The organism is Thalassotalea euphylliae (genome assembly GCF_003390375.1).
Taxonomy (GTDB): Bacteria; Pseudomonadota; Gammaproteobacteria; order Enterobacterales; family Alteromonadaceae; genus Thalassotalea_F; species Thalassotalea_F euphylliae_A.
On sequence record NZ_QUOT01000001.1, the window covers coordinates 3375690 to 3397633 of the forward strand.

Here is a 21944-nt window from a genome sequence, read left to right on the forward strand (position 1 = left end):
CTTCATTTCTAAAAAGCCGCTTTGCGGCTTTTTTTATACCTAAAATCCTTGTTGATCTACATTGCATATTTTGAACAGGCTTTGTATCTTGCTTAACTTATTAAGTAAAGGGAGTACAACATGGCTGGTCCACTAGCAGGTATTAAGGTGCTTGATTTAAGTCGTATTCTTGCAGGTCCGTGGTCTACTCAGGTGCTCGCTGACTACGGTGCTGAAGTCTGGAAAATTGAGCGCCCTATCACGGGTGATGATACACGAAGTTGGGGGCCTCCATTTATTACAGACGAAAATACCCAAAATCCAAAAGATTCAGCCTATTACCTTACTGCCAATCGCGGTAAAAAGTCTTTTACGATTGATTTCACGACTGAAACTGGCCAGCGACAAGTGCGAGAGCTGGCGATGCAAGCTGATGTTATTGTCGAAAACTACAAAGTAGGTGGCCTTGCTAAGTACCAGCTGGATTACACTTCGATAAAAAGCATTAACCCCAAGATGATTTATTGCTCGATCACTGGCTTTGGTCAAGATGGCCCATATGCTCAGCAAGCGGGCTACGATGCCATGATCCAAGCTATGGGTGGTTTAATGAGTATTACTGGCGAGCAAGCTGACTTACCGGGTGCAGGCCCACAAAGAGTCGGTGTAGCGGTCGCCGATTTAATGACGGGGATGTATGCCGTAAGCGCTATTTTGGCGGCGTTGTACCACCGAGAGCAAACGGGTGAGGGACAACAACTCGATATTGCTTTGCTCGATACCATGGTAGCTATGCTTGCCAATCAAGGAAGTAATTACTTAGTGTCGGGGGAAGCGCCTAAACCGATGGGGACTGCACACCCTAACATTGTTCCTTATCAAGCATTTACGGTGAAAGATGGTCATATTTTCCTTGCGGTAGGTAATGACCAGCAGTTTAAAAAGTGTTGTGATGTACTTGGCTGCCCTGAACTTACGACAGACACGCGGTTTGCCGAAAATGCTCAACGCGTGAACAATAGAAACGAGTTGATTACTTTGATTGGCGAACAGCTACAAACTCGCTGTTTAGATGAGTGGCTAGCTGACTTTAATAGGGTGCAAGTGCCTTGTAGCCCAATTAACACACTGGATAGGGTTTTTTCTAACCCCCAAGTGCAACATCGTCAGATGCAATTTGAGCTACCACACGCAAGCGCAGGTAAGGTGCCTATGGTTGCAAACCCAGTCAAGTTTTCGGCCACACCCAATGATTACCAACAGGCGCCGCCACTGTTGGGTGAACACAATGATGAGCTTGAAAGTTTAATAAATCGGAAATGCCGCCAATAGCTCTAGCGCTTGCTCATTACAATGCTCTATTGCCGCGTCAATGTCTTCTTCTGTTAAACCAAGGCTGTCGAGTATGTGTTGACCAACAATAGTTTTTTTTGAGTACAAACCAGGGTGAGAGTTATAGACTGCTAAGCGAGAGGCGACATAAAGTAAATTACTTGGCGCATCGAGCTCCTCTTGAAACGCGTGGTTAAACTCTTTAATTGGTGTGACAATAGTTAACGGCAATTGCCATTGCTCTAATAATTCCGCGCTGCAGTCAGCAAAGGTAAAACCGAAGGTTTCTTGCTGGCGATGCCAGGGTGTTTCGTTTGAGGTATATCGTTCGCAGAACTGCACGGCATCTGGCGCGTTATGTACAATCGCCAGTAGCCCCAAATTGTGAAATAACCCAGATAAGAATATGTTATCAGCGTTGGAAATATTTTTTCGCTGGGCAAGGAACTGGCAAATAAGCGCACATTCAACACTAATTTCCCAAAATCTCTCCATATCGGTTATTTCAGGGTTTATGCTCGAAAATGCAGCGGTAACACCGTACGCATCGACCAGCTTTTTCACTTGGCTAAGCCCTAATAAAATCAACGCCTTGTTGATAGAGTCAATTTGCTTAGGGAAGCTGAACATCGCACTGTTAGCTATTTTTAGCAAGCTCGCCGCAATTGCTGGCTCAAGGCTAATGACATCAGCGATATCATCGAGTTTACATTCATCATTAGCCAGCATTTCCGTTAGCTTGAGGTAGATATCTGGCAACACACAGAGCTCTTGTGCTGCTTGAGCAAATTGCGCGGGCGATTTAGACATAAATAGTTCCATTAATTGCGACGTCTGTTATTTACACCTTAGTGCATTTTTGTCACAAGACAATAGGCTTGGTGGTGAATATTCGTTAATATTCAATCAATATTAACTCGCATGGCTTATAAATACTGAGATGTTATGGCTGAACCTTTTCATTACGCAACCACGTTTACGCTGGATAAAACTTACCTCACTGAGTGCTTTGACCAAACTCTAGTTAAAAAGTCGTTATGGCAGGCTTATCAAAAGGCTATCGCTTTTTGTGTTATTGGTTTGGTATTGTTTTCAGTGCCTGATGTCAGTGCTTATTGGCCTAGCTTTTTAATTGCCTTAGCGGTGATTGAAGCACTGAGTGTTCGATTTGGCAGGGCGTGGTGGGTTACTCGTCAACTATTGGGTAAAAGTGGCAATAATCAGGTTAACCTAGAGGTCAATGCCGAAGGTATTGCGTTAACGTCGCCATTTATTGAACAAATTTATCACTGGCAGAGTATTAAACAGTTAGAGCATACCGAACATGGCCTTATCATTCACCTTGAGCAACAGCGTCAATACTTATCCAAAAGTGTGCTGTCGGCTGAGGCCATCGCTTTTATAGAAGAACAAACATTTACACAAGAACACAGCAAAGCTGCAAGCTAATAACAACGAACGAGTAGCAGCCAACAGACAATAACCATTGATTGATGTAGCGAAGTAATGACAACTCAGACGCGTTCACCACTTTTCTCTGCGAAATTTTTACTACCTTTCTCATTACTTTGGGTGGTACTCGTTGGCTTGTCTGGATTTCCTGTCAGCCAACTAAGCGAATACATCAGCTATAGCTTATTGGGCGTGTTAGGGGCAATTTTTGCGAGCTCGACAGGAGCAGGTGGCGGGGTAATATTTATCCCAATGTTTAACCACTTGTCGTTCTCTGAGATTCAATCAATCGCTACCAGTTTTGCGATTCAGTGCTTTGGTATGACCGCTGGCGCGCTCACTTGGTATCACCATTACCATAAAGAAAAGCGTGATTTGGTATTGTGGCAGGGCTTTAAACGCATTATTGCGGTGACCAGTATTGCGGCAATTGCGGGGATTTGGTCAATTTATGGCGCCAATGTCAACTCTCCAGCAAGCCTGCATCAAAGCTTTGGCTGGTTCTCGTTAGCGCTTGGCTTATTTATTGTGACAACCGTTTATCTGCTCAAGCCAAAACGCGAATCGAGCAAACTGCAATATTTTGATTACCTAGCTATTATCGCCATAGGCTACTTTGGTGGCGCAATTACCGCTTGGCTATCCGTTGGGGTAGGTGAGGTGTTAGCGATTTATCTGATTCTTAGGCGTTTTGATGTCACTATGGCCGTTGCTGCCGCTGTTGTAGTTTCAGCGTTTACCGTTTGGTCTGCAATTTGGCAACACACCTTAATAAGCTTCAATGTCTATTGGCAAGTGGTTATTTTCGCTGGCCCTGGCGCTGTGATCGGCGGTATCTTAGCAAAATCTCTGGTGACTTATTTGTCGGCGCGTAAGCTCAAATTATTTTTCGCATTTTGGTTAATTGCGATAGGGCTAACAGAGACCTTGTAGAATAAATGAGAATAGTTCTCAAATCCCTTGACAGCTAGTAAGCAGTTAATTACTCTTGCCACCATCACATCCTTAAGCATACTTATAACCTTGCATAGGCTTAATATGATCAAAAAAATTATCGGTTTAACGGCGTTCGCCGCAACACTTGTCGCTCCTGTATTTAGCGCATCGGCAGACGAAGTTAACGTATATTCATACCGTCAGCCATTCTTAGTCGAGCCTTTGTTTAACGAGTTTACCAAGCAGTCGGGCATTAAAGTGAATGTTGTATTCGCAAAAAAAGGTATGGCAGAGCGTTTAGCTCGTGAAGGCGAGCACAGCCCAGCAGACGTGCTGCTTACTACCGATATTAGTCGTTTAATTGAGTTGCAAGAAAAAGGTTTATTGCAAGCTGTTAACTCTGACGTATTAGAAGCGGCAATTCCAAGCCAATATCAAGCAGATGATAATTCTTGGTTTGGTTTGACCACGCGTGTTCGCAATATCTATACGGCTAAACGTTTAGGTGATATGGCGATTAGCTACGAAGACCTAGCCGATGAAAAATACCGCGGTAAAATTTGTACGCGCAGCGGTAAGCACCCATACAATGTCGCGCTGGTTTCTTCAATGATTGCTGAACACGGTGAAGCGAAAACGTTAGAATGGCTAGAAGGTGTAAAGAAAAACTTAGCGCGTAAGCCACAAGGTAATGATCGCGGTCAAGTGCAAGCCATTCACCAAGGTTTATGTGATGTGTCGTTAGGTAACAGCTACTACTTTGGCAAGATGCTAAATGACGACAAGCAAAAAGTATGGGCAGATGCTGTAAACATTAACTTCCCTAACCAGGTAAATCGCGGTGCTCACGTAAATATTTCAGGTGTTGGCGTTGCGAAATACGCGCCACACAAAGAGGCTGCAAAAGCTTTACTTGAATTTTTAGCGTCGGACAAAGCACAGCAAATGTACGCGGAAACTAATATGGAGTATCCGGTACGTGCGGGTGTGAAAAAATCTGCGTTAGTTGCTTCATGGGGCGACTTCAAAGCTGATGACTTGCCGCTAGAAACGATCGCCAGCCACCGTAAAGCTGCATTAAAATTACTTGATCAAGCAAAATTTGATTTGTGATATTTGGTCAACGTAACACTTCTTGGCTAACGCTTAGTTGGCTAATTGCACTGGCGCTATTAGCGCCAGTGCTCGTTATGCTGTTTACCAGCATAGGGAATTTTGGTGAGCTTTTTTCTCACCTTTGGCAAACCGTATTACCCACCTATATCAGCAATACCTTATTACTGACGTTTTACGTATCGCTGTTGGTATTGCTATTTGGTGTGCCAAGTGCCTTCCTCATTAGCCAAACACAATTAGTAAGTGCAATGTGGCTGCGTTGGGCCCTGTTACTGCCACTTGCTATGCCTGCCTATTTGGTTGCCTATCTTTATACTGACTTATTTGACTACGCGGGCCCTGTACAGCGCCTGTTAAGAGCAAGTTTTGGCTGGCAATCGCCAACAGAATATTGGTTTTTCGATTTACGCACGCTTGAAGGTGCTGCGGTTGTCTTAGCGCTGGTATTGTATCCGTACGTTTATATGCTGACTCGTACTGCGCTGGAACAACAAGATACTAGCTTACTCAGAGCAGGGCGTACGTTAGGGTTATCAGCACGTCAGGCAATGTTAAAAATTGCCCTACCTTTGGCTCGACCTGCAATCATGGTCGCTGTCACCTTAGTGATGATGGAAACCATCGCTGATTTTGCTACGGTGCAGTATTTTGCGGTTAATACCTTAACCACCGCTATTTATGACACTTGGCTTGGCTACGGTGATATGGCCGCGGCTAATGCTCTGGCGAGTGTTTTACTACTTTTTGTGTTATTTACTGTGGTTGCCGAGCAAAAAAGCCGAGCAGGGCAAAGGCATCAATCGAATCGCCCGAACTTTTCCGACGATAAATTGGCTCTATCGTTTGGGCAGCAGGTGATGGGGCTTGTCTTTTGTTGGTTGTTAGTCATATTAGGTTTTGCATTGCCTTTTGGTTTGCTGATCGCCATGGCAATTGATTACGCTCAGCTAGAGCAACTAGGTCAGCTTGCAGAAATTGGCTGGGAAACGTTGAAAATCTCAGCTTATGCGGCAACCGCTGCCGTTGCTTTATCTTTGCTGTTGGCGTTGTTTCATCGCTTTTACCCAAAATCGGTAAATCATTTGCCACTACAAATTTCTGGATTTGGCTATGCTGTGCCCGGTACTGTGCTTGCGATGGCGCTAATGGCGACATTTGGCCCGATAGATCATTGGCTCAATGATACTGCTGCATGGTTAGATTGGTCGAAGCCTGGTTTGATTTTATCCGGCACAACCTTTGCGATTATTTTTGCCTTTGTTGTCCGTTTTGCTGCTATTGCCAACGGCACAATAAGCGCTGGTATTGGCAAAATTCCACATTCAATTGATAAGGCACCGGCAAGTTTGGGTGTAGGTTTATTGGCGACGATCCGAACAGTGCACCTACCAATTTTAAAAAGTTCAGTATTTGTTGCCTGGCTATTGGTTTTTGTTGAGGCGATGAAAGAGCTGCCAGCGGTGCTTCTGCTCAGACCTTTTAATTTTGAGACCTTAAGCACCTTTATTTATCAGCTCATTTCAGATGAACGTTTGGAGCAAGGGGCAATAGGTGCAATTTTTATTGTATTGTTTGGCTTAATACCGATCATTTGGCTTAACAAAAATAAGCATTAGTCCGTTTAATAGTTAGCCTATTAGTTAGTTATTCGATTACTTTAATGCATGACTAATATTGTTACTTTAGAAAGAAATTAGAATTTGATGTCACAACTTAATCACGTAAGCGCTGAACTTTTAACTGTGAGCCAGCTAGATGTAACCCTTGCAGGACAAGCCATATTGCAAGATATTGAGTTTGAATTGCATGCTGGTGAGATCCTTGGTTTAGTTGGCCCAAGTGGGTGTGGTAAAACCACCTTGCTCAACACGATTGCCGGTTTTATTGCTCAACAAGGTGGCGACATCACTATCGCGGGTAAAGCCGCTATTAACCCGAAAAATATGTTGGCGCCGGAAAAGCGCCAAGTCGGCATGATTTTTCAAGACTATGCTTTATTCCCACATTTAACGGTCGAACAAAATATTGCCTTTGGGATAAGTAAACTGCCCAAATCTGAGCAGCATGAGCGCGTTAACCAGATGCTCGAACTGTTAGCACTAACCGGTTTTAATCAGCGTTACCCACACGAACTATCGGGCGGACAACAGCAACGGGTTGCCATTGCCAGAGCGATTGCCCCACAGCCTAAGTTATTGCTGCTAGATGAGCCGTTTTCTAATATTGATGCACGCCTTCGCCAATCATTGATGTTAGAGCTACGTCAATTGTTCAAACAATTAAAGATCACCGCGATCTTTGTCACCCACAACAAGGATGAAGTGTTTACCTTTGCCGATAAAATGGCGGTGATGGCACAGGGGGAAATATTACAATTTGGCAGCCCAGCTGAAATCTGCCAAGCGCCCGCAAATTATCACGTTGCCGATTTTCTCCAATTAGGTAGCTGGTTGCCATGTCAAGTCAATGGAAAGTGCTTAACGAGTGCATTGGGCGAGCACGAATATGAACATGCACAAGTACAGGGTAGTGAAGGTACTGCAAGCGGCGATATTCACCAGCTGCTAGTTAAACCGAATCAAATCGCTTTCACTCGTGCTGAAGAAGCGAATATGGAAGTAGTTCATATTAGCGTTGCTGAGCATGGCTTTCACTATCACTTACAAAGCATTGATCAATCAACCCCTTTGGCGATTAGCCAGTTGGGGATCTATTCAGAGCAGGCGTTTGCCCTGCAAGAAAAGTTAAACGTGAGTATAAAACCTCACCCCTACTTAGTTTTTAGTTGTTAGCAGTTTTAACGCCACCTATTTTAACGTTAATAATATACGCCCCACTACTGAGGTTATTATCTCCTGTTTATATCCTCAGTAGTGCAATTTATCTTCAGATTTTCATTAAACACGCAATTATTTGGGATGGCGATCCACAAAACTCCACAGAATCATCAACTTCGCTCTATCGCTTAATTTTTCTGGCTTATAGCAAGATCAAATAACCTATTCTTTGCTTGACATAGGTTTGCTCAAGTCTCTAAACTGTATAAATGTGGGAAAAAGTGGGGAATCGTGGATCCTTAGGGAGTTAAGTTGCAAAAACGTGGCTCAGCTCAAGGATAAGATTCTCTGAAAACAAACAGAGTTATGTCATAACGAATAGTTAAAAGCATAGCTAGTTAGAGGCAAACGTGTTTAGAGGCACCAGCGCAATTACGCTCGACAGCAAAAAACGCATCACGATACCAACTCGGTATCGCGAGGAGCTTATTGCTGATTGTCAGGGCAAGATGGTGTGCACGGTTGATGTTCAACAAGCTTGTTTGTTGCTTTACCCGCTTCCTGAATGGGAAGAAATTGAATTAAAACTCTGCGCTTTGTCCTCAATGGACCGAAGCGAGCGACTATTTCAACAAGTATTACTTGGCAATGCCGCCGATTGTGAAATGGATAAAAGTGGTCGCCTTTTGATCAATGGCCCGTTATGCCAACACGCTGCATTAGAAAAGAACGTGATGTTGGTTGGCCAGCTAAAGAAATTTGAGATTTGGAGTGAATCGGCTTGGCAACAGCGAATGCAGCAAGGCATTAGCCAAATCCAAGCAGGCGAAATCGAATTAACTGAAAGATTACTTGATTTGACACTATAACGAAAATGCCCGAGCAAAGTTCACACATATCCGTATTGCTTGATGAAGCAATCGAAGCACTCGCCATTGATCCAAATGGCCGATACATCGACTGTACTTTTGGTCGAGGCGGTCACTCGGGACAAATTCTTTCCCAATTAGCCGATAACGGTGAGCTTATTGCTATTGATCGCGATCCGACTGCTATTCAGGCAGCAAAGCAGTACGGCGACGACGATCGTTTTTCGATAGAACATTTTGGCTTTGCTGAATTGCAGAGTATTGCTGAGCGCCGAGAGGTGATAGGTCAAGTTGATGGCATCTTATTTGACTTAGGTGTTTCTTCACCGCAGTTAGATGAAGCTGAGCGTGGCTTTAGCTTTATGAATGACGGCCCGCTTGATATGCGTATGGATACCACGCGTGGCGAAACAGCTGCCCAGTGGTTAGCACGTGTTGATGTTGAAGACTTAAGTTGGGTTTTAAAAACCTTTGGCGAAGAAAAGCATGCATGGCGAATTGCTAATGCCATTGTCGACAGTCGTGAAGAAAACCCGCTAACTCGCACTGGTCAGTTGGCCAAGCTTATTCAAACGGTTGCACCACAGCGCGAAATTAAAAAGCATCCAGCAACGCGAAGCTTTCAAGCGATCCGCATGTACATCAATTCAGAGCTTGACCAAATAGAACAAGCACTTGCAGCGTCGCTTAACGTGTTAAAGCCCGGTGGTCGATTAGTGGTGATCAGCTTCCATTCATTGGAAGACAGGTTAGTAAAACAGTTTATGCGCAAGCACTCGCAAGGAAAGCAAGTGCCAAGAGGATTGCCAGTGAGTGAGGCAGAATTACAAAAAGGGAAAAAACTTAGCTTGGTAGGTCGTAAAACCAAACCAAGTAAGGCAGAAATTGAACGTAACGTTAGAGCTCGTAGCTCAGTGTTGCGAGTTGCAGAGCGCCTAGCAGACAGCTGAGCAGCTATTGAACTAAGGTAAGCAAATAGCTAATGGCGACTAAGAAATCTGCATTAGTTGTTGATATTTATCACGATATTCAGCAACACCTGTTTACCTATGTATTGCTGGTTGCAGTAGTTTTGTCAGCTTTTGCGGTGATTTATTTCACCCACGTTAATCGACAAACCACCAGTGAATTGGAAGTGTTGTTGACCGAGCGCGATGAATTAGACATCGAATGGCGCAATTTATTAATAGAACAGAATAGTTTGGCAGAGCATAGCGTGATTGAGCGCAAAGCAGCAAAAATGCTAGATATGCGACGACCAGACGCAAATTCGGAAGTAGTGTTAACCATACCATGACAGCTAAGGTAAAACGCAATAAAGCTAATCAAAAACCGAGCACCGTTGCTTGGCGCTTTTACGTTGTGCTGGCGGTGGTGGTAGCCATCTATTTAGCGCTAATGGCTCGCGCGGCTTATATTCAAGTGTTTGAACCTGACATGTTGAAAAAGCAAGGGGATATGCGCTCGTTAAGAACCGCGGCCAGTGAAGTTCAACGTGGCTCTGTACTCGATCGCAATGGCCGTGAACTGGCGGTCAGTGTGCCGGTTGAAACTGTTTGGGCAGATCCGAAAGTTGTGATGGATAACAATGCGTTAGCCATGAGTGAACACTGGCAAGCATTGGCAGATGTGTTAGATCAAGACGTTAACAAACTAACCAGTCGTATCGTGCGCAACCCAAACAAACGCTTTGTTTATGTTGAGCGCCAAGTGTCGCCAGTGATGGCAAACTACATTAAAGAGTTAAAAATCCCCGGCATTCACCTACGCAAAGAATCTAAACGTTTTTACCCATCGGGTGAGATTAGTGCTCACGTGGTCGGCTTTACCAATGTCGATGACAAAGGTATCGAAGGTATAGAGCGGGTTTACAACACTATGCTAACCGGTGTTGGCGGCGAGAAGAAATTCCGCAAAGATGCCAAAGGGCGGAAAATTGAAATTCTCTCGGTGGAAGAGGCGCAGCCGCCTAAAGATGTGGTGCTCAGTATTGACCAACGTATTCAAACCCTAGCATACCGCGAACTCAAAGGCGCGGTTTCTGCGTTTAAGGCAACCTCGGGTTCTGTAATTGTTGCGGATGTACATACTGGTGAAGTTCTTGCCATGGTCAACTCTCCATCGTTTAACCCAAACAACCGTGCTAACACGCCAGTGCACAAGATGCGCAATCGTGCGATCACTGACATGTTTGAGCCAGGTTCAACCATGAAGCCACTTTCATTGCTAACTGCAATGGAATTTGGTGTCGCAGAGGCAAGTACGATTGTTGATACTCATCCAGGTTGGATGCGTCTTGGTGGCCGCCGTGTTAGCGACCCAATTAATCGTGGTGATCTCACCATGGAAGAAATTTTGATCCACTCATCCAATATGGGCACGGCTAAATTGGTGCTTTCAATGCCGAAGGAATTTCTACTGGATAAGTTTTTTGAAGTAGGTTTTGGCGAGCAAACTGGCACTGGGCTAATCGGTGAAACCAGCGGCATGATGCATGATCGCAGCCGTTGGTCTCAGTTTGAATTAGCGACCTTATCTTTTGGTTATGCCTTGGCAATTAGCCCACTGCAACTAACGCGCTTATACGCCACGATCGCCAATGGCGGTACTAAAATTCCGCTGACGATATTAAAGCAAGATACACCAGCCAGAGGCGAGCGCATTTTCTCAAATCGATTAACGGCAGATTTGCGCTCAATGCTTGAAGGCGTGGTGGAAAATGGTGCTAAGAAAGCAAAAGTAGAAGGTTATCGTGTTGGTGGTAAAACCGGTACCAGTATTAAAGCTATTGCGGGCGGTTATGGTAATGACTATGTTGGCTTGTTCGCGGGCATGGCACCGATTGATAACCCTGAAGTGGTCGTGGTTGTTGTGATTAATGAGCCAGGTGGCGATTTATATCACGGTGGTGATGTTGCCGCGCCTGTGTTTTCACGGGTAATGAAAGGCACCTTGCAGGTGTTAAATATAGCGCCTGGCACATCATCGAACAGTCAACGCGTGGTGAAAAGCGCTGAGCGCAAGGGGGATAGTAATGCCTAACACTATTGTCCAAAGCCCAAGTGCTCAAAAAACAGATGCTCAAAGCCAAGCTACTCAAACCCCAGCTTCTCGTAGCCAGCTTGCGCCAACGACTCTTGCAGGATTCTCTATTGCCGAAACCTTGGCTCAGTTTGATATCAACATTGCACCTTTAGAGACAGCTCAGCTTGTCAATAACAGCCGTCAAGTTAATCAAGGTGATGTGTTCTGTGCTGTTATAGGTACTGCGAGTGATGGTCGCAATTATATCGACCAAGCAATTGCGGCAGGAGCGAGTTTAGTGATAGCTGAATGCCAACAGGCACAGCAACATGGTAATCAGCTACGCCGTGAAAACGTCACAATTGTGCAGTTTTATCAGCTAAATCAACGTCTATTTAAATTAGCGGCGAGCTACTATCGATACCCACAAGATAAGTTGAGTCTAATTGGTATTACTGGCACTAACGGTAAAACGAGTACCAGCCAAATGATCGCCAGCTTACTCAATCTTTGCCAGCAAGATGCTTATCAGCAAAGTGATAACTATGGCGATAGCTATGGTGAAAAAGATGGTAAGAGCATAGCAGCTAAAGCTGCTGTGATAGGTACAACAGGCGCTGGTATCTTGCCAGCGCTAACCCCAATTGCCAATACAACGCCGGGTGCGACGGAGCTGAATCAGATTTTAGCGAGCTTTGCCGAGCAGTCGGTTACGCATGTGGCGATGGAAGTTTCTTCGCACGCACTAGATCAAGGTCGTATTGCTGCTGAACAACTTAGTGTCGCTGTGTTTACCAATTTAAGCCGCGACCATTTGGATTATCACCAAACCATGGCGGACTATGCCAAAGCCAAGTTTAGTATCTTTGCCTGCGCTGCTAGTGAAACCAGTGCTCAAATTGCGGTCGTTAATGGTGATGATGAATACGGTCAAGCTTGGCTTGCGCAATTAAAACAGCAAAGTATTGCCTTTGGTAAAAGTGATGCTGTTACTCAGCATCAGCGCTTTGTACGCGCACAGGATATTGTGCTTTCACCCAGCGGGGTGAGCTTTATCGCGGTCACAGAAAAAACAAGCGCCAAAGTTGAGAGCAAGCTATTAGGCGAATTTAATATTGATAACTTACTAGCTGCTATTGCCAGTTTATTAGCGCTAAATATTTCACTTGAAGCCATTGTTGCCTACATTCCTACGTTGTTGCCTAGCCAAGGACGTATGGAAGCATTCTCTCAAAAAGACAAACCAGTCGCCGTGGTTGACTATGCTCACACGCCAGATGCATTGGCCAATGCGTTGCAAGCTTGTCGTCATCATTGCCAAGGCGAGCTTTGGGTTGTGTTTGGTTGTGGTGGCGATCGCGATCAAGGTAAGCGTCCACAAATGGGGCAAGCTGCTGAGCAATTTGCTGATCATGTTGTGGTCACTAACGATAACCCGCGCAGCGAAGCTCCTGAACTGATCGCTAACGACATTTTAACGGGCTGTAAGCATGCGGAAAAAATCACCGTCATGCTCGACCGTCAACAAGCCGTTCGCTCTACACTTGCTCACGCCAAACCAAATGACATTGTACTGTTAGCGGGAAAAGGGCATGAGAATACCATTGAAATAGCAGGCCAAATCATTGAATACAGTGAACGTGCTCTGGTCGAAACTCTATATCTGACAGGAGAGCACTCATGATCCCATTAACCTTATCTGAGATTGCGAATGCCACAGGTGGCAAACTAATTGGTGCTGATATTACGATTTCTGCGATAAGCACTGACAGCCGCGCATTAGCAGCAGAGCAAGTTTTTCTAGCGCTCAAAGGCCCTAATTTTGACGGTCATAAGTTTGTGAGCCAAGTTGCTGAGTTAGGCGGTTTGGCAGTAATTGTTGATCATCAAGTTGAAACAAGATTACCACAAGTGGTGGTGGCTGATACCCGTATTGCGCTGGGAAAAATTGGTGCTTACGTCAAAGCACAAACAGCGCCAAAAACTGTTGGTATTACCGGCAGTAGCGGCAAAACCACAGTCAAAGAAATGGTTGCTGCAATTTTATCGCGTCTAGGAAATGTGCTAGCCACTAGTGGCAATTTTAACAATGACATTGGCGTACCGCTGACGTTGCTGCGTTTAGGCCACGAACATGATTTTGCTGTTATTGAAATGGGCGCCAATCACATTGGTGAAATTGCCTATACCACTAACTTGGTTAAGCCTGATGTAGCTATCATCAATAACATTGCGGCCGCACATTTAGAAGGCTTTGGCGATTTATGCGGTGTTGCTCGCGCAAAAGGGGAAATCTTCGAAGGTATTCCTGAAGGTGGCGTGGCTGTTTACAACCAAGACTCAAAATGGGCAGATAAATGGAAATGGCGTTTAACCGATAAAAAAGTGCGTCGTTTTTCTTGCAAAGAGAGTGCAGATGAGAAAGGCGATAATGAAATAATCAAAGCTGAACAAGCTGCAGATTGTTACAGCGCTAATGTCACCCTTGACGACAATGGCTGCGCTAACTTCAAGTTACACACGCACATTGGTAGCACCTACATTGAACTGACAATACCTGGTAAACACAATGTCTGTAACGCGGTTGCTGCAGCTGCTATCGCCATTGAATGTGGTGCCAGCCTAGATGACATCAAACTCGGGCTAGCGGAAATGTCGCCGGTTAAAGGACGTTTAAACCTTTATCAGCTAGATGATAACTGTAAGCTCATCGACGACACTTACAACGCTAACGTGGAATCAATCAAAGCTGCAACAGAGTTGCTAGCCAGTTATCCAGGCTACCGTGTGTTGATTTTAGGGGATATGGCAGAGCTTGGCAGTGATGCCAGAAGTTATCATCAAGAAGTAGGAGAGCATGCCAAAACACAAGGAATAGACACTTTATTAACACTTGGCGTGTTAAGCCAAAGTACGGCTGATGCCTTTGGTGATAATGGTCAGCATTTTAGCTCGAAAGAGCAATTGTTGACATCGCTTAAGCAGCAATTGGCTAACGAAGAACGCGCGATTTCTATTTTAGTGAAAGGCTCGCGCAGTGCTCATATGGAGCACGTGGTAAATGAGATTATAAATTGGCGCAAACCTCGCGCCGCTGAGGAGCACTCGTAATGTTGTATTGGTTAGGCGAGTACCTCACCCAATATTTTTCTGGATTTAATGTTTTTTCCTATCTGACCTTTAGGGCCATTGTTAGCACCCTAACGGCCTTGGGAATTTCTCTGTATTTTGGCCCTAAATTAATTCGCGCCTTGCAGCGTATGCAAATTGGCCAAACTGTACGTGACGATGGTCCGCAAAGCCATTTGTCAAAATCAGGTACGCCTACCATGGGCGGTATTTTGATTTTGGCGTCAATCATCGCCAGTGTGCTGCTATGGGGCGACTTATCGAATACCTATGTTTTGACCACGTTATTTGTTGTCGCTTCATTTGGTGCCATTGGTTTTGTTGATGATTACCGCAAGGTGATTCGCAAAGACTCAAACGGCTTGATTGCCCGTTGGAAGTACTTCTGGCAAACCGTTGTTGGCTTAGGTACCGCAATATTTTTGTATGCGCAAGCGCAGTCACCAGAAGAAACAGCGTTACTCGTGCCATTTATTAAAGATGTGATGCCGCAATTAGGCCTACTTTATATCGCCATGGCGTATTTCGTTATTGTCGGTACCAGTAATGCTGTGAATTTAACCGATGGTTTAGATGGCCTCGCGATAGTACCTACTATTATGGTTGCCGGTGCCTTTGCGGTATTCGCGTACGTTACCGGCAACGTGAATTTTTCTGAGTACCTAAACATCCCTTACATTCCGCAAACCAGCGAATTAGTGGTGGTTTGTACTGCCATTGTTGGCGCTGGCCTTGGCTTCTTGTGGTTCAACACCTATCCAGCACAAGTCTTTATGGGCGATGTTGGCTCATTAGCCCTTGGTGCGGTATTAGGCGTTATTGCGGTACTTGTGCGTCAAGAACTTGTGCTGGTGATTATGGGCGGTGTGTTTGTGATGGAAACCGTTTCTGTGATCTTGCAAGTAGGGTCATACAAGCTGCGTGGTCAGCGTATTTTCCGAATGGCGCCCATTCATCATCACTATGAATTAAAAGGTTGGCCAGAGCCGCGCGTGATTGTGCGTTTCTGGATTATTTCCATCGTCTTAGTTTTGGTTGGTTTAGCCACCTTAAAACTGAGATAGCGAACAGGTTTTAATTAATAAGAGCAAAGAGCAAAGAGCAAAGTAACCAGATGTCATCTATATCGTTAACACAGCTAGCAGATAAGCGCATTGTCGTGTTAGGCCTTGGCCTGACTGGCATGTCGTTTGTTCGTTTCTTAACGAACAACGGGCTAAGCTGCGCAGTTAACGACAGCCGTGCGCAGCATCCGGCCTTTGCTGAATTTGCCGTTAATTACCCGGAATGTCAGCTCTACATTGGACAATGGCATCGCGAAGTTATCGCTCAAGCTGATATTCTACTCGTCAGCCCAGGTGTTGATATCACCTTACCTGAAATTGCTGAAAATATTAGTGCCTCGGCACAGGTATGGGGTGATGTTGAGCTTTACGCTCGCCTAAAAGATACAGCTTGTGTTGCGGTTACTGGCTCCAATGGCAAATCAACTGTGGTTAATCTGCTGCATCACATTGGCCAAAAGCTAGGTGTTGATACCCAACTTGGTGGTAATGTTGGCGTACCAGTGCTTGATACCATCAATGAATCTCCTGAGTTGTTAATTCTTGAGCTCTCAAGTTTTCAATTGGAAACCATCAGCAGCTTAAAGCCACTAGTGGCGAGTGTCTTAAACCTTAGTGATGATCATTTAGATCGCCACAAAACTATGGCGATTTACACTGAGCTTAAACAGCGCATTTATCACGGTGCTGAGTTTGCGGTATTTAACGCGGAAGATAGCGCAACGCTGCCAACTACAGATATAAATGCTTGTTCATTTAGCCAATCCATGCCGATTAGTAGCGCACCTGCTCATAGTGATCTAGAAAAGCACTTTGGTGTTATCAGTCATCAAGGCCAAGCTTATCTAGCCAAAGGTGAACAGCCTTTGATAGCTGCAGCGGAATTACCAATTGCGGGTTTGCACAATGCTGCTAACTGTTTAGCTGCACTTGCCATCGGCGAGCAGCTGGGTTGGGAAATGGTGAAAATGTTGCAAGCGATTAAGTCTTATCGAGGCTTAGCGCACCGCTGTCAGCCAGTTGCAAGTGAAGATGGTATTCGCTGGATTAATGATTCAAAAGCGACAAATGTTGGCGCAACACTCGCAGCACTTGCAGGCTTAGCACCAAGCTTAGCTGCTGACCAAAAGTTGTATTTAATTGCTGGCGGTGAAGGCAAAGGCGCCGATTTTACGCCGTTAGCACCTGTAATTGCCCAGCATGTTGCTCATGTTTTTGCTCTTGGCAAAGATCAACAACAAATTTTAGCGTTATCGGAAAATAGCACGGCGGTCGATTCCATCGAACAAGCGATCGCTCACTGCAAAAAGCAAGCAAGAGCGGGAGATGTGGTGATGCTATCGCCAGCATGTGCCAGCATTGATATGTTTGCTAACTTCGCCGAGCGCGGTAATGCTTTCGCTGCGGCCGTTGCTAACGTAGCCAGCAAGTCAAGTGAGGAGTTAAGCTAATGGCGATTAACTTCTCATTACGAGTGCTTAGCATGCCTTCCATGTCGTCTATGCCCAATTGGATGAAGGTGGAAACGAACGCGAATGTCACCTTTGATCGCTCCTACATTATTTTGATGGTTACCATGTACACCATTGGCTTAATTATGGCGGCGAGCTCGTCAATGCCAGTGGCGGAACGTTTGTTTAATGACCCATTCCACTTTGTTTTTCGTCATGGCATCTATATTGGCTTGAGTCTGTTAATTGCTGGTTTTACATTGCAAATACCCATGAGTTGGTGGCACCAAAACAGTGGTAAATTATTACTCTTGGCAATTGCGCTTTTATTAGTGGTTTTAGCAGTAGGTCGTACGGTAAATGGTTCAACCCGTTGGATTGTACTTGGGCCAATTACTATTCAAGCGGCAGAGCCAGCTAAGTTATTCTTTTTCTGTTATTTATCTGCTTATTTAGTGCGTCGCCGTGATGAAGTGATGGAAAACATCAAAGGCTTTGCTAAGCCATTGATTGTATTCGGTGTTTTGGCAATGTTGTTATTGCTCCAGCCAGATTTAGGTACTGTTATTGTGATGTTTGTCACTACCTTTGGCCTACTATTCCTAGCTGGCGCTAAATTATGGCAGTTTATCGCGGTTGCGACGGTTGGGGTCGGTGCGCTATCATTGCTCGCCATTTTTGAGCCCTATCGCTGGCGCCGTGTCACCAGCTTCCTTGACCCATGGGCAGATCCCTTTGGTAGTGGTTACCAATTAACGCAGTCGTTAATGGCCTATGGTCGTGGCGAAATGTTTGGTCAAGGCTTGGGCAATAGCATACAAAAATTAGAATACTTGCCAGAAGCACACACTGATTTTGTGATGGCAGTGCTGGCAGAAGAGTTTGGTTTTATTGGTATTAGTGCCATTTTAGTATTGAGTAGTATTTTAGTGATTAAGGCATTACTGCTAGGTCGCAAAGCGATCAACAAAGAGAAGTATTTTGAAGGCTTTTTTGCCTATGGTATTGGTATCTGGTTCTGCTTCCAGGCAGCGGTAAACGTTGGCGCCAGTGCAGGTATTGTTCCTACCAAAGGGTTGACTATGCCACTGATCAGTTATGGTGGTAGCTCAACCATTATTATGACTATTGCGGTTGTAGTGTTGCTGCGTATCGATCATGAATTAAGGCTGCAATCATTGCAGGCGACAAGTTCAAACCGCAAATCAGCGAGCAAATCTACTAGCAAGCCAAAAGCGATGAGCAAAGCCTCTAGCAAGAGCACACCAGAACAAGGAGCGCTTGATGTCTAGCACTTCTGTCGCGAATAAAAACCCTAAATTATTGGTGATGGCGGGTGGTACCGGCGGTCATATCTTCCCTGGTATTGCAGTGGCGAAAGCGCTTGAAGCGGAAGGCTGGGATATTCACTGGCTTGGCACGGCAAAGCGTATGGAAGCGGATATTGTGCCTCAGCACGGCTATCCCATTTCCTTTATCAATATTGCCGGCCTGAGAAATAAGGGCTGGAAAGAGCTGATTAAGCTGCCGTTCAAATTGCTGCAATCACTTTGGCAATCGATTCGTGTTATTCGCGGTATCAACCCTGATGTTGTGCTCGGCATGGGCGGTTACGCAAGTGCTCCAGGCGGCGTTGCCGCTTGGTTATTAGGTAAGCCTTTAGTGCTTCACGAGCAAAATGCCGTTGCCGGTATGAGCAATCGTTACTTATCAAAGCTCGCTAAGCGTGTGTTATGCGCTTTTCCAAAGGCATTTGCGCCGAAAGTTAAAGCCGATGTCGTCGGCAACCCACTGCGCAAAGAAATGGTTGAGCTTGAACAAGTGGTTTCAGTGCAGCCAACCACCAGTAAGAAAGTGCTTGTTGTCGGCGGTAGCCTTGGAGCAAAAGTGTTTAACGACACGGTTCCTGCGGCCATGAAACAAATTCAACAGCAGCATATTCATGTTTGGCATCAAACTGGTAAAGGCAATGCCGAGCAAGTGCAAAAAGCCTATCAGCAAAATGAGCTGACGGGTGAGCGCGCCAAAGTCACTGAGTTTATCGACAATATGGCCGAGGCTTATAACTGGGCTGATATTGTGGTCTGCCGTGCTGGCGCGTTAACCGTTTCTGAGCTGGCCATGGCAGGTAAGCCTGCGATTTTTGTGCCGCTCCCTCATGCCGTCGATGATCATCAAACCAAGAATGCTGAATATTTAGTTGGCCGCGGTGCTGCCAAGCTAATTGCACAACGAGATTTTAACGGTACCACGTTAGCGCAAATGCTCAACAGCATGTTTAGCTCAGACACTGTGGTGCGCAATATGTCAAAAGCTGCGCTTGATGCCGCGCATGCTGATGCAACAGTTAAAGTGGCTAACGCTTGTAAGGGGTTAGTCAACTATGGATAAGAATAAAGTAGTAAGTAGCACTGTGAGTGAAATGAGTAAAGCAAATACGCTGATCAAGGTGCCTGAAATGCGCCGTGTTAAGCAAATCCACTTTGTTGGGATAGGCGGCGCAGGTATGGGCGGTATCGCTGAAGTGCTATTAAATGAAGGTTATCAAATCAGCGGCTCTGATATCGCTGAAAACGCTGTGGTCAAACGTTTGGTAGCCTTAGGGGCACAAGTGCACATTGGCCACCAAGCAGAGAATATCAATGGCGCTAGCGTGATTGTCGTGTCTACCGCCATAGACAAAACTAACCCTGAGATCACCGCGGCGTTTGAACAGCGTATTCCCGTGGTACGCCGCGCTGAGATGCTAGCCGAGCTAATGCGTTTTCGCCACGGTATCGCTATTGCGGGTACTCATGGCAAAACAACTACAACGAGCCTTATCGCCAGCATTTTAGCTGAAGGTGAGCTTGACCCAACATTTGTGATTGGCGGCTTACTTAACAGCGCTGGTACTAATGCGAGATTAGGTTCAAGTCGCTACTTAGTGGCAGAAGCAGATGAATCGGATGCTTCCTTCTTGCATTTACAACCAATGGTCGCGGTGGTCACCAATATTGACGCCGATCATATGGAAACTTATGACGGCGATTTCGAAAAACTTAAAGACACTTACCTAGAGTTTTTGCATAACCTGCCATTTTACGGCATAGCTGTGCTTTGCATTGATAATCCTGTGGTGCGTGAACTATTGCCAAAAGTAGCGCGTCAAGTGATCACTTATGGCTTTAGCGAAGATGCCGATATTCGCGCGACAGATTTTGAACAATCTGCAGGTCAAAGTCGCTTTAATGTGGTTATAAATAACGAAACCAATTTCGATGTTACGCTGAATCTGCCGGGTGAGCACAATGTGTTAAATGCCTTGGCAGCGATTGCCGTTGCTCATGATGAAGGCGTTAATCAAACCGCAATCACTAAGTCATTAAGTGAATTTGCCGGCATAGGCCGTCGATTTGAGCAACTTGCTGATCTCAGCACTGAAGCAGGCGATATGGTGCTAGTAGATGATTACGGTCACCACCCCAAAGAAGTGGAAGCAACCATTAAAGCCATGCGCAATGGCTGGCCAGATAAACGTTTAGTGATGGTGTTTCAACCGCATCGCTACTCGCGCACCCGTGATTTATTTGAAGACTTTGTTGAAGTGTTGTCAGAAGTCGACAGCTTATTCCTGCTTGATGTTTACAGTGCTGGCGAAGCCAGTATTCCAAGCGCAGATAGCAAATCGTTGGCACGTGCCATTCGTCAACGTGGCCAATTAGAGCCAGTTTATGTATCGGATGTTGAAAAGCTGCCATCGCTATTAGCCGTGCAACTACAAGAAAATGACATGGTGATCACTCAAGGGGCCGGCAACATTGGCGCAGTGGCTCGTTCGTTAGCGGTTAGCCCATTACTCAACCTTCAGCACAATACTTCATCTGATAAGGAGCATGGCTAATGACCACGACCAAGAATATCGCCGTGCTTTATGGCGGTACATCAGCTGAGCGCGAAGTGTCATTGAACTCAGGTAAAGCAATTGCCAATGGCCTAGTGCAAAGCGGCTATCACGTTGAATTGATTGACACCAAATCTGTACCGCTTTCAGTATTAGCTGATAAAAATATTGATTGTGTGTTTATCGCTTTACATGGTCGTGGCGGTGAAGATGGTTGCCTGCAAGGTGCTTTAGAGTATATGGGGCTTAATTACACAGGTTCTGGTGTTTTAGGTTCAGCGCTTTGTATGGATAAAGTGCGCACCAAGCAAGTATTGCTGGCACAAGGGCTACCTACTGCGCCGTTTAAAGTGATTCAACAAGCGCAATTTGATATGGCTGATTGTGAAGCTGTACTTGCTGAGCTAGGCGGTGTCGCTATGGTTAAGCCGGCTAAAGAGGGCTCAAGCATTGGGATGGCAAAAGTCACTAATGCTAAGGCATTGGAAAATGCTTTGGTTGAAGCGTTTGGCTTTGATGATCGTGTTTTAGTTGAAGCTTGGATTCATGGCCCAGAGTATACCGTCTCGATTTTAGGTGATACCCCGTTGCCAGCGATTCATATGGAGACGCCGCGAGAGTTTTATGACTACGAGGCAAAGTACCAAAGTAATTCGACGTTATATCACTGCCCGAGTGGCTTGCCCGAGCAAGATGAGCAAGCCTTGCAAATATTGGCGAAGCAAGCCTTTGATGCAGTTGACGCCCAAGGCTGGGGACGCGTTGATGTGATGCGCAATGAGCAAGGTGATTGGCAAGTTTTGGAAGTTAATACAGTACCAGGGATGACAGAAACTTCACTGGTACCCAAAGCAGCGCAAGCAGCAGGAATTGGCTTTAGCGAATTAGTCTCGCGTATTGCTGAGAGTGCTGGCTTAAATAAATAGCAGTTA

The 21944-nt window shown here is 45.4% G+C and carries 19 protein-coding genes; 18 read left to right on the forward strand and 1 reads right to left on the reverse strand.

Translation table 11 applies throughout. The features are described 5' to 3' along the window. Positions 1 to 120 precede the first annotated feature (120 nt). Complete coding sequence (locus tag DXX94_RS14835) at positions 121 to 1311, forward strand: CaiB/BaiF CoA transferase family protein (RefSeq protein WP_116017072.1); 1191 nt, start codon at positions 121 to 123, stop codon at positions 1309 to 1311. Here DXX94_RS14835 and DXX94_RS14840 read toward each other — a convergent pair. Continuing rightward, positions 1285 to 2121, reverse strand: coding sequence for an HDOD domain-containing protein (locus DXX94_RS14840; RefSeq protein WP_116018561.1), 837 nt, complete (start codon positions 2119 to 2121; stop codon positions 1285 to 1287). The two genes, DXX94_RS14835 and DXX94_RS14840, sit on opposite strands and share 27 nt — an antisense overlap. A 135-nt stretch (positions 2122 to 2256) precedes the next feature. On the opposite strand from DXX94_RS14840, the gene DXX94_RS14845 reads away from it, so the two are divergent. The 17 genes from DXX94_RS14845 to DXX94_RS14925 all read left to right on the forward strand — a co-directional run bounded on the left by DXX94_RS14845 (position 2257) and on the right by DXX94_RS14925 (position 21938). Beyond that, positions 2257 to 2760: a YcxB family protein gene (locus DXX94_RS14845; RefSeq protein ID WP_116017074.1), complete on the forward strand. Its 504-nt coding sequence runs from the start codon at positions 2257 to 2259 to the stop codon at positions 2758 to 2760. 57 nt (positions 2761 to 2817) lie between these two features. Beyond that, positions 2818 to 3696 carry a sulfite exporter TauE/SafE family protein gene (locus DXX94_RS14850; RefSeq protein WP_116017076.1) on the forward strand — a complete coding sequence of 293 codons (879 nt, stop codon included), beginning with the start codon at positions 2818 to 2820 and terminating at the stop codon, positions 3694 to 3696. A 105-nt stretch (positions 3697 to 3801) separates the two neighbouring features. Continuing rightward, the gene (locus DXX94_RS14855; RefSeq protein WP_220348116.1) at positions 3802 to 4812 is read left to right on the forward strand and encodes a Fe(3+) ABC transporter substrate-binding protein; all 1011 of its coding nucleotides are present in this window, start codon (positions 3802 to 3804) and stop codon (positions 4810 to 4812) included. Next, on the forward strand, positions 4809 to 6431 hold the full coding sequence (locus DXX94_RS14860) for an ABC transporter permease (RefSeq protein ID WP_258872184.1): 1623 nt from the start codon (positions 4809 to 4811) through the stop codon (positions 6429 to 6431). The genes DXX94_RS14855 and DXX94_RS14860 overlap by 4 nt, the downstream gene beginning before the upstream one ends. An 87-nt stretch (positions 6432 to 6518) precedes the next feature. After that, the gene (locus DXX94_RS14865) at positions 6519 to 7607 is read left to right on the forward strand and encodes an ABC transporter ATP-binding protein (protein ID WP_116017078.1); all 1089 of its coding nucleotides are present in this window, start codon (positions 6519 to 6521) and stop codon (positions 7605 to 7607) included. Positions 7608 to 8002: 395 nt separating this feature from the next. Further along, a complete protein-coding gene (mraZ, locus tag DXX94_RS14870) occupies positions 8003 to 8461 on the forward strand; it encodes a division/cell wall cluster transcriptional repressor MraZ (RefSeq protein WP_116001310.1) in 459 nt (152 codons plus the stop codon). 5 nt (positions 8462 to 8466) lie between these two features. Next, positions 8467 to 9411, forward strand: a complete 945-nt coding sequence (gene rsmH, locus DXX94_RS14875; RefSeq protein ID WP_116017080.1) for a 16S rRNA (cytosine(1402)-N(4))-methyltransferase RsmH — start codon at positions 8467 to 8469, stop codon at positions 9409 to 9411. Positions 9412 to 9443: 32 nt separating this feature from the next. Further along, the gene (gene ftsL / locus DXX94_RS14880; protein WP_116017082.1) at positions 9444 to 9758 is read left to right on the forward strand and encodes a cell division protein FtsL; all 315 of its coding nucleotides are present in this window, start codon (positions 9444 to 9446) and stop codon (positions 9756 to 9758) included. After that, on the forward strand, positions 9755 to 11503 hold the full coding sequence (locus tag DXX94_RS14885) for a penicillin-binding transpeptidase domain-containing protein (protein WP_116017084.1): 1749 nt from the start codon (positions 9755 to 9757) through the stop codon (positions 11501 to 11503). The genes ftsL and DXX94_RS14885 overlap by 4 nt, the downstream gene beginning before the upstream one ends. Next, entirely contained in the window at positions 11496 to 13169 is a 1674-nt protein-coding gene (locus DXX94_RS14890) for a UDP-N-acetylmuramoyl-L-alanyl-D-glutamate--2,6-diaminopimelate ligase (protein ID WP_116017086.1), read from the forward strand. The genes DXX94_RS14885 and DXX94_RS14890 overlap by 8 nt, the downstream gene beginning before the upstream one ends. Next, complete coding sequence (murF, locus tag DXX94_RS14895; RefSeq protein WP_116017088.1) at positions 13166 to 14596, forward strand: UDP-N-acetylmuramoyl-tripeptide--D-alanyl-D-alanine ligase; 1431 nt, start codon at positions 13166 to 13168, stop codon at positions 14594 to 14596. The genes DXX94_RS14890 and murF overlap by 4 nt, the downstream gene beginning before the upstream one ends. Further along, positions 14596 to 15678: a phospho-N-acetylmuramoyl-pentapeptide-transferase gene (gene mraY, locus DXX94_RS14900; protein ID WP_116017090.1), complete on the forward strand. Its 1083-nt coding sequence runs from the start codon at positions 14596 to 14598 to the stop codon at positions 15676 to 15678. The genes murF and mraY overlap by 1 nt, the downstream gene beginning before the upstream one ends. A 50-nt stretch (positions 15679 to 15728) precedes the next feature. Next, positions 15729 to 17129 (forward strand): UDP-N-acetylmuramoyl-L-alanine--D-glutamate ligase, encoded by a 1401-nt coding sequence (gene murD / locus DXX94_RS14905; RefSeq protein WP_116017092.1) that lies wholly within the window; start codon positions 15729 to 15731, stop codon positions 17127 to 17129. Positions 17130 to 17161: 32 nt separating this feature from the next. Next, the gene (gene ftsW, locus DXX94_RS14910; protein ID WP_181901609.1) at positions 17162 to 18421 is read left to right on the forward strand and encodes a cell division protein FtsW; all 1260 of its coding nucleotides are present in this window, start codon (positions 17162 to 17164) and stop codon (positions 18419 to 18421) included. Continuing rightward, on the forward strand, positions 18414 to 19520 hold the full coding sequence (gene murG, locus DXX94_RS14915; RefSeq protein WP_116017096.1) for an undecaprenyldiphospho-muramoylpentapeptide beta-N-acetylglucosaminyltransferase: 1107 nt from the start codon (positions 18414 to 18416) through the stop codon (positions 19518 to 19520). Before ftsW ends, murG begins: the two co-directional genes overlap by 8 nt. Positions 19521 to 19551: 31 nt before the next feature. Then, on the forward strand, positions 19552 to 21012 hold the full coding sequence (murC, locus tag DXX94_RS14920) for a UDP-N-acetylmuramate--L-alanine ligase (protein ID WP_116018567.1): 1461 nt from the start codon (positions 19552 to 19554) through the stop codon (positions 21010 to 21012). Beyond that, positions 21012 to 21938 carry a D-alanine--D-alanine ligase gene (locus DXX94_RS14925; protein WP_116017098.1) on the forward strand — a complete coding sequence of 309 codons (927 nt, stop codon included), beginning with the start codon at positions 21012 to 21014 and terminating at the stop codon, positions 21936 to 21938. Before murC ends, DXX94_RS14925 begins: the two co-directional genes overlap by 1 nt. Positions 21939 to 21944: the final 6 nt, after the last annotated feature.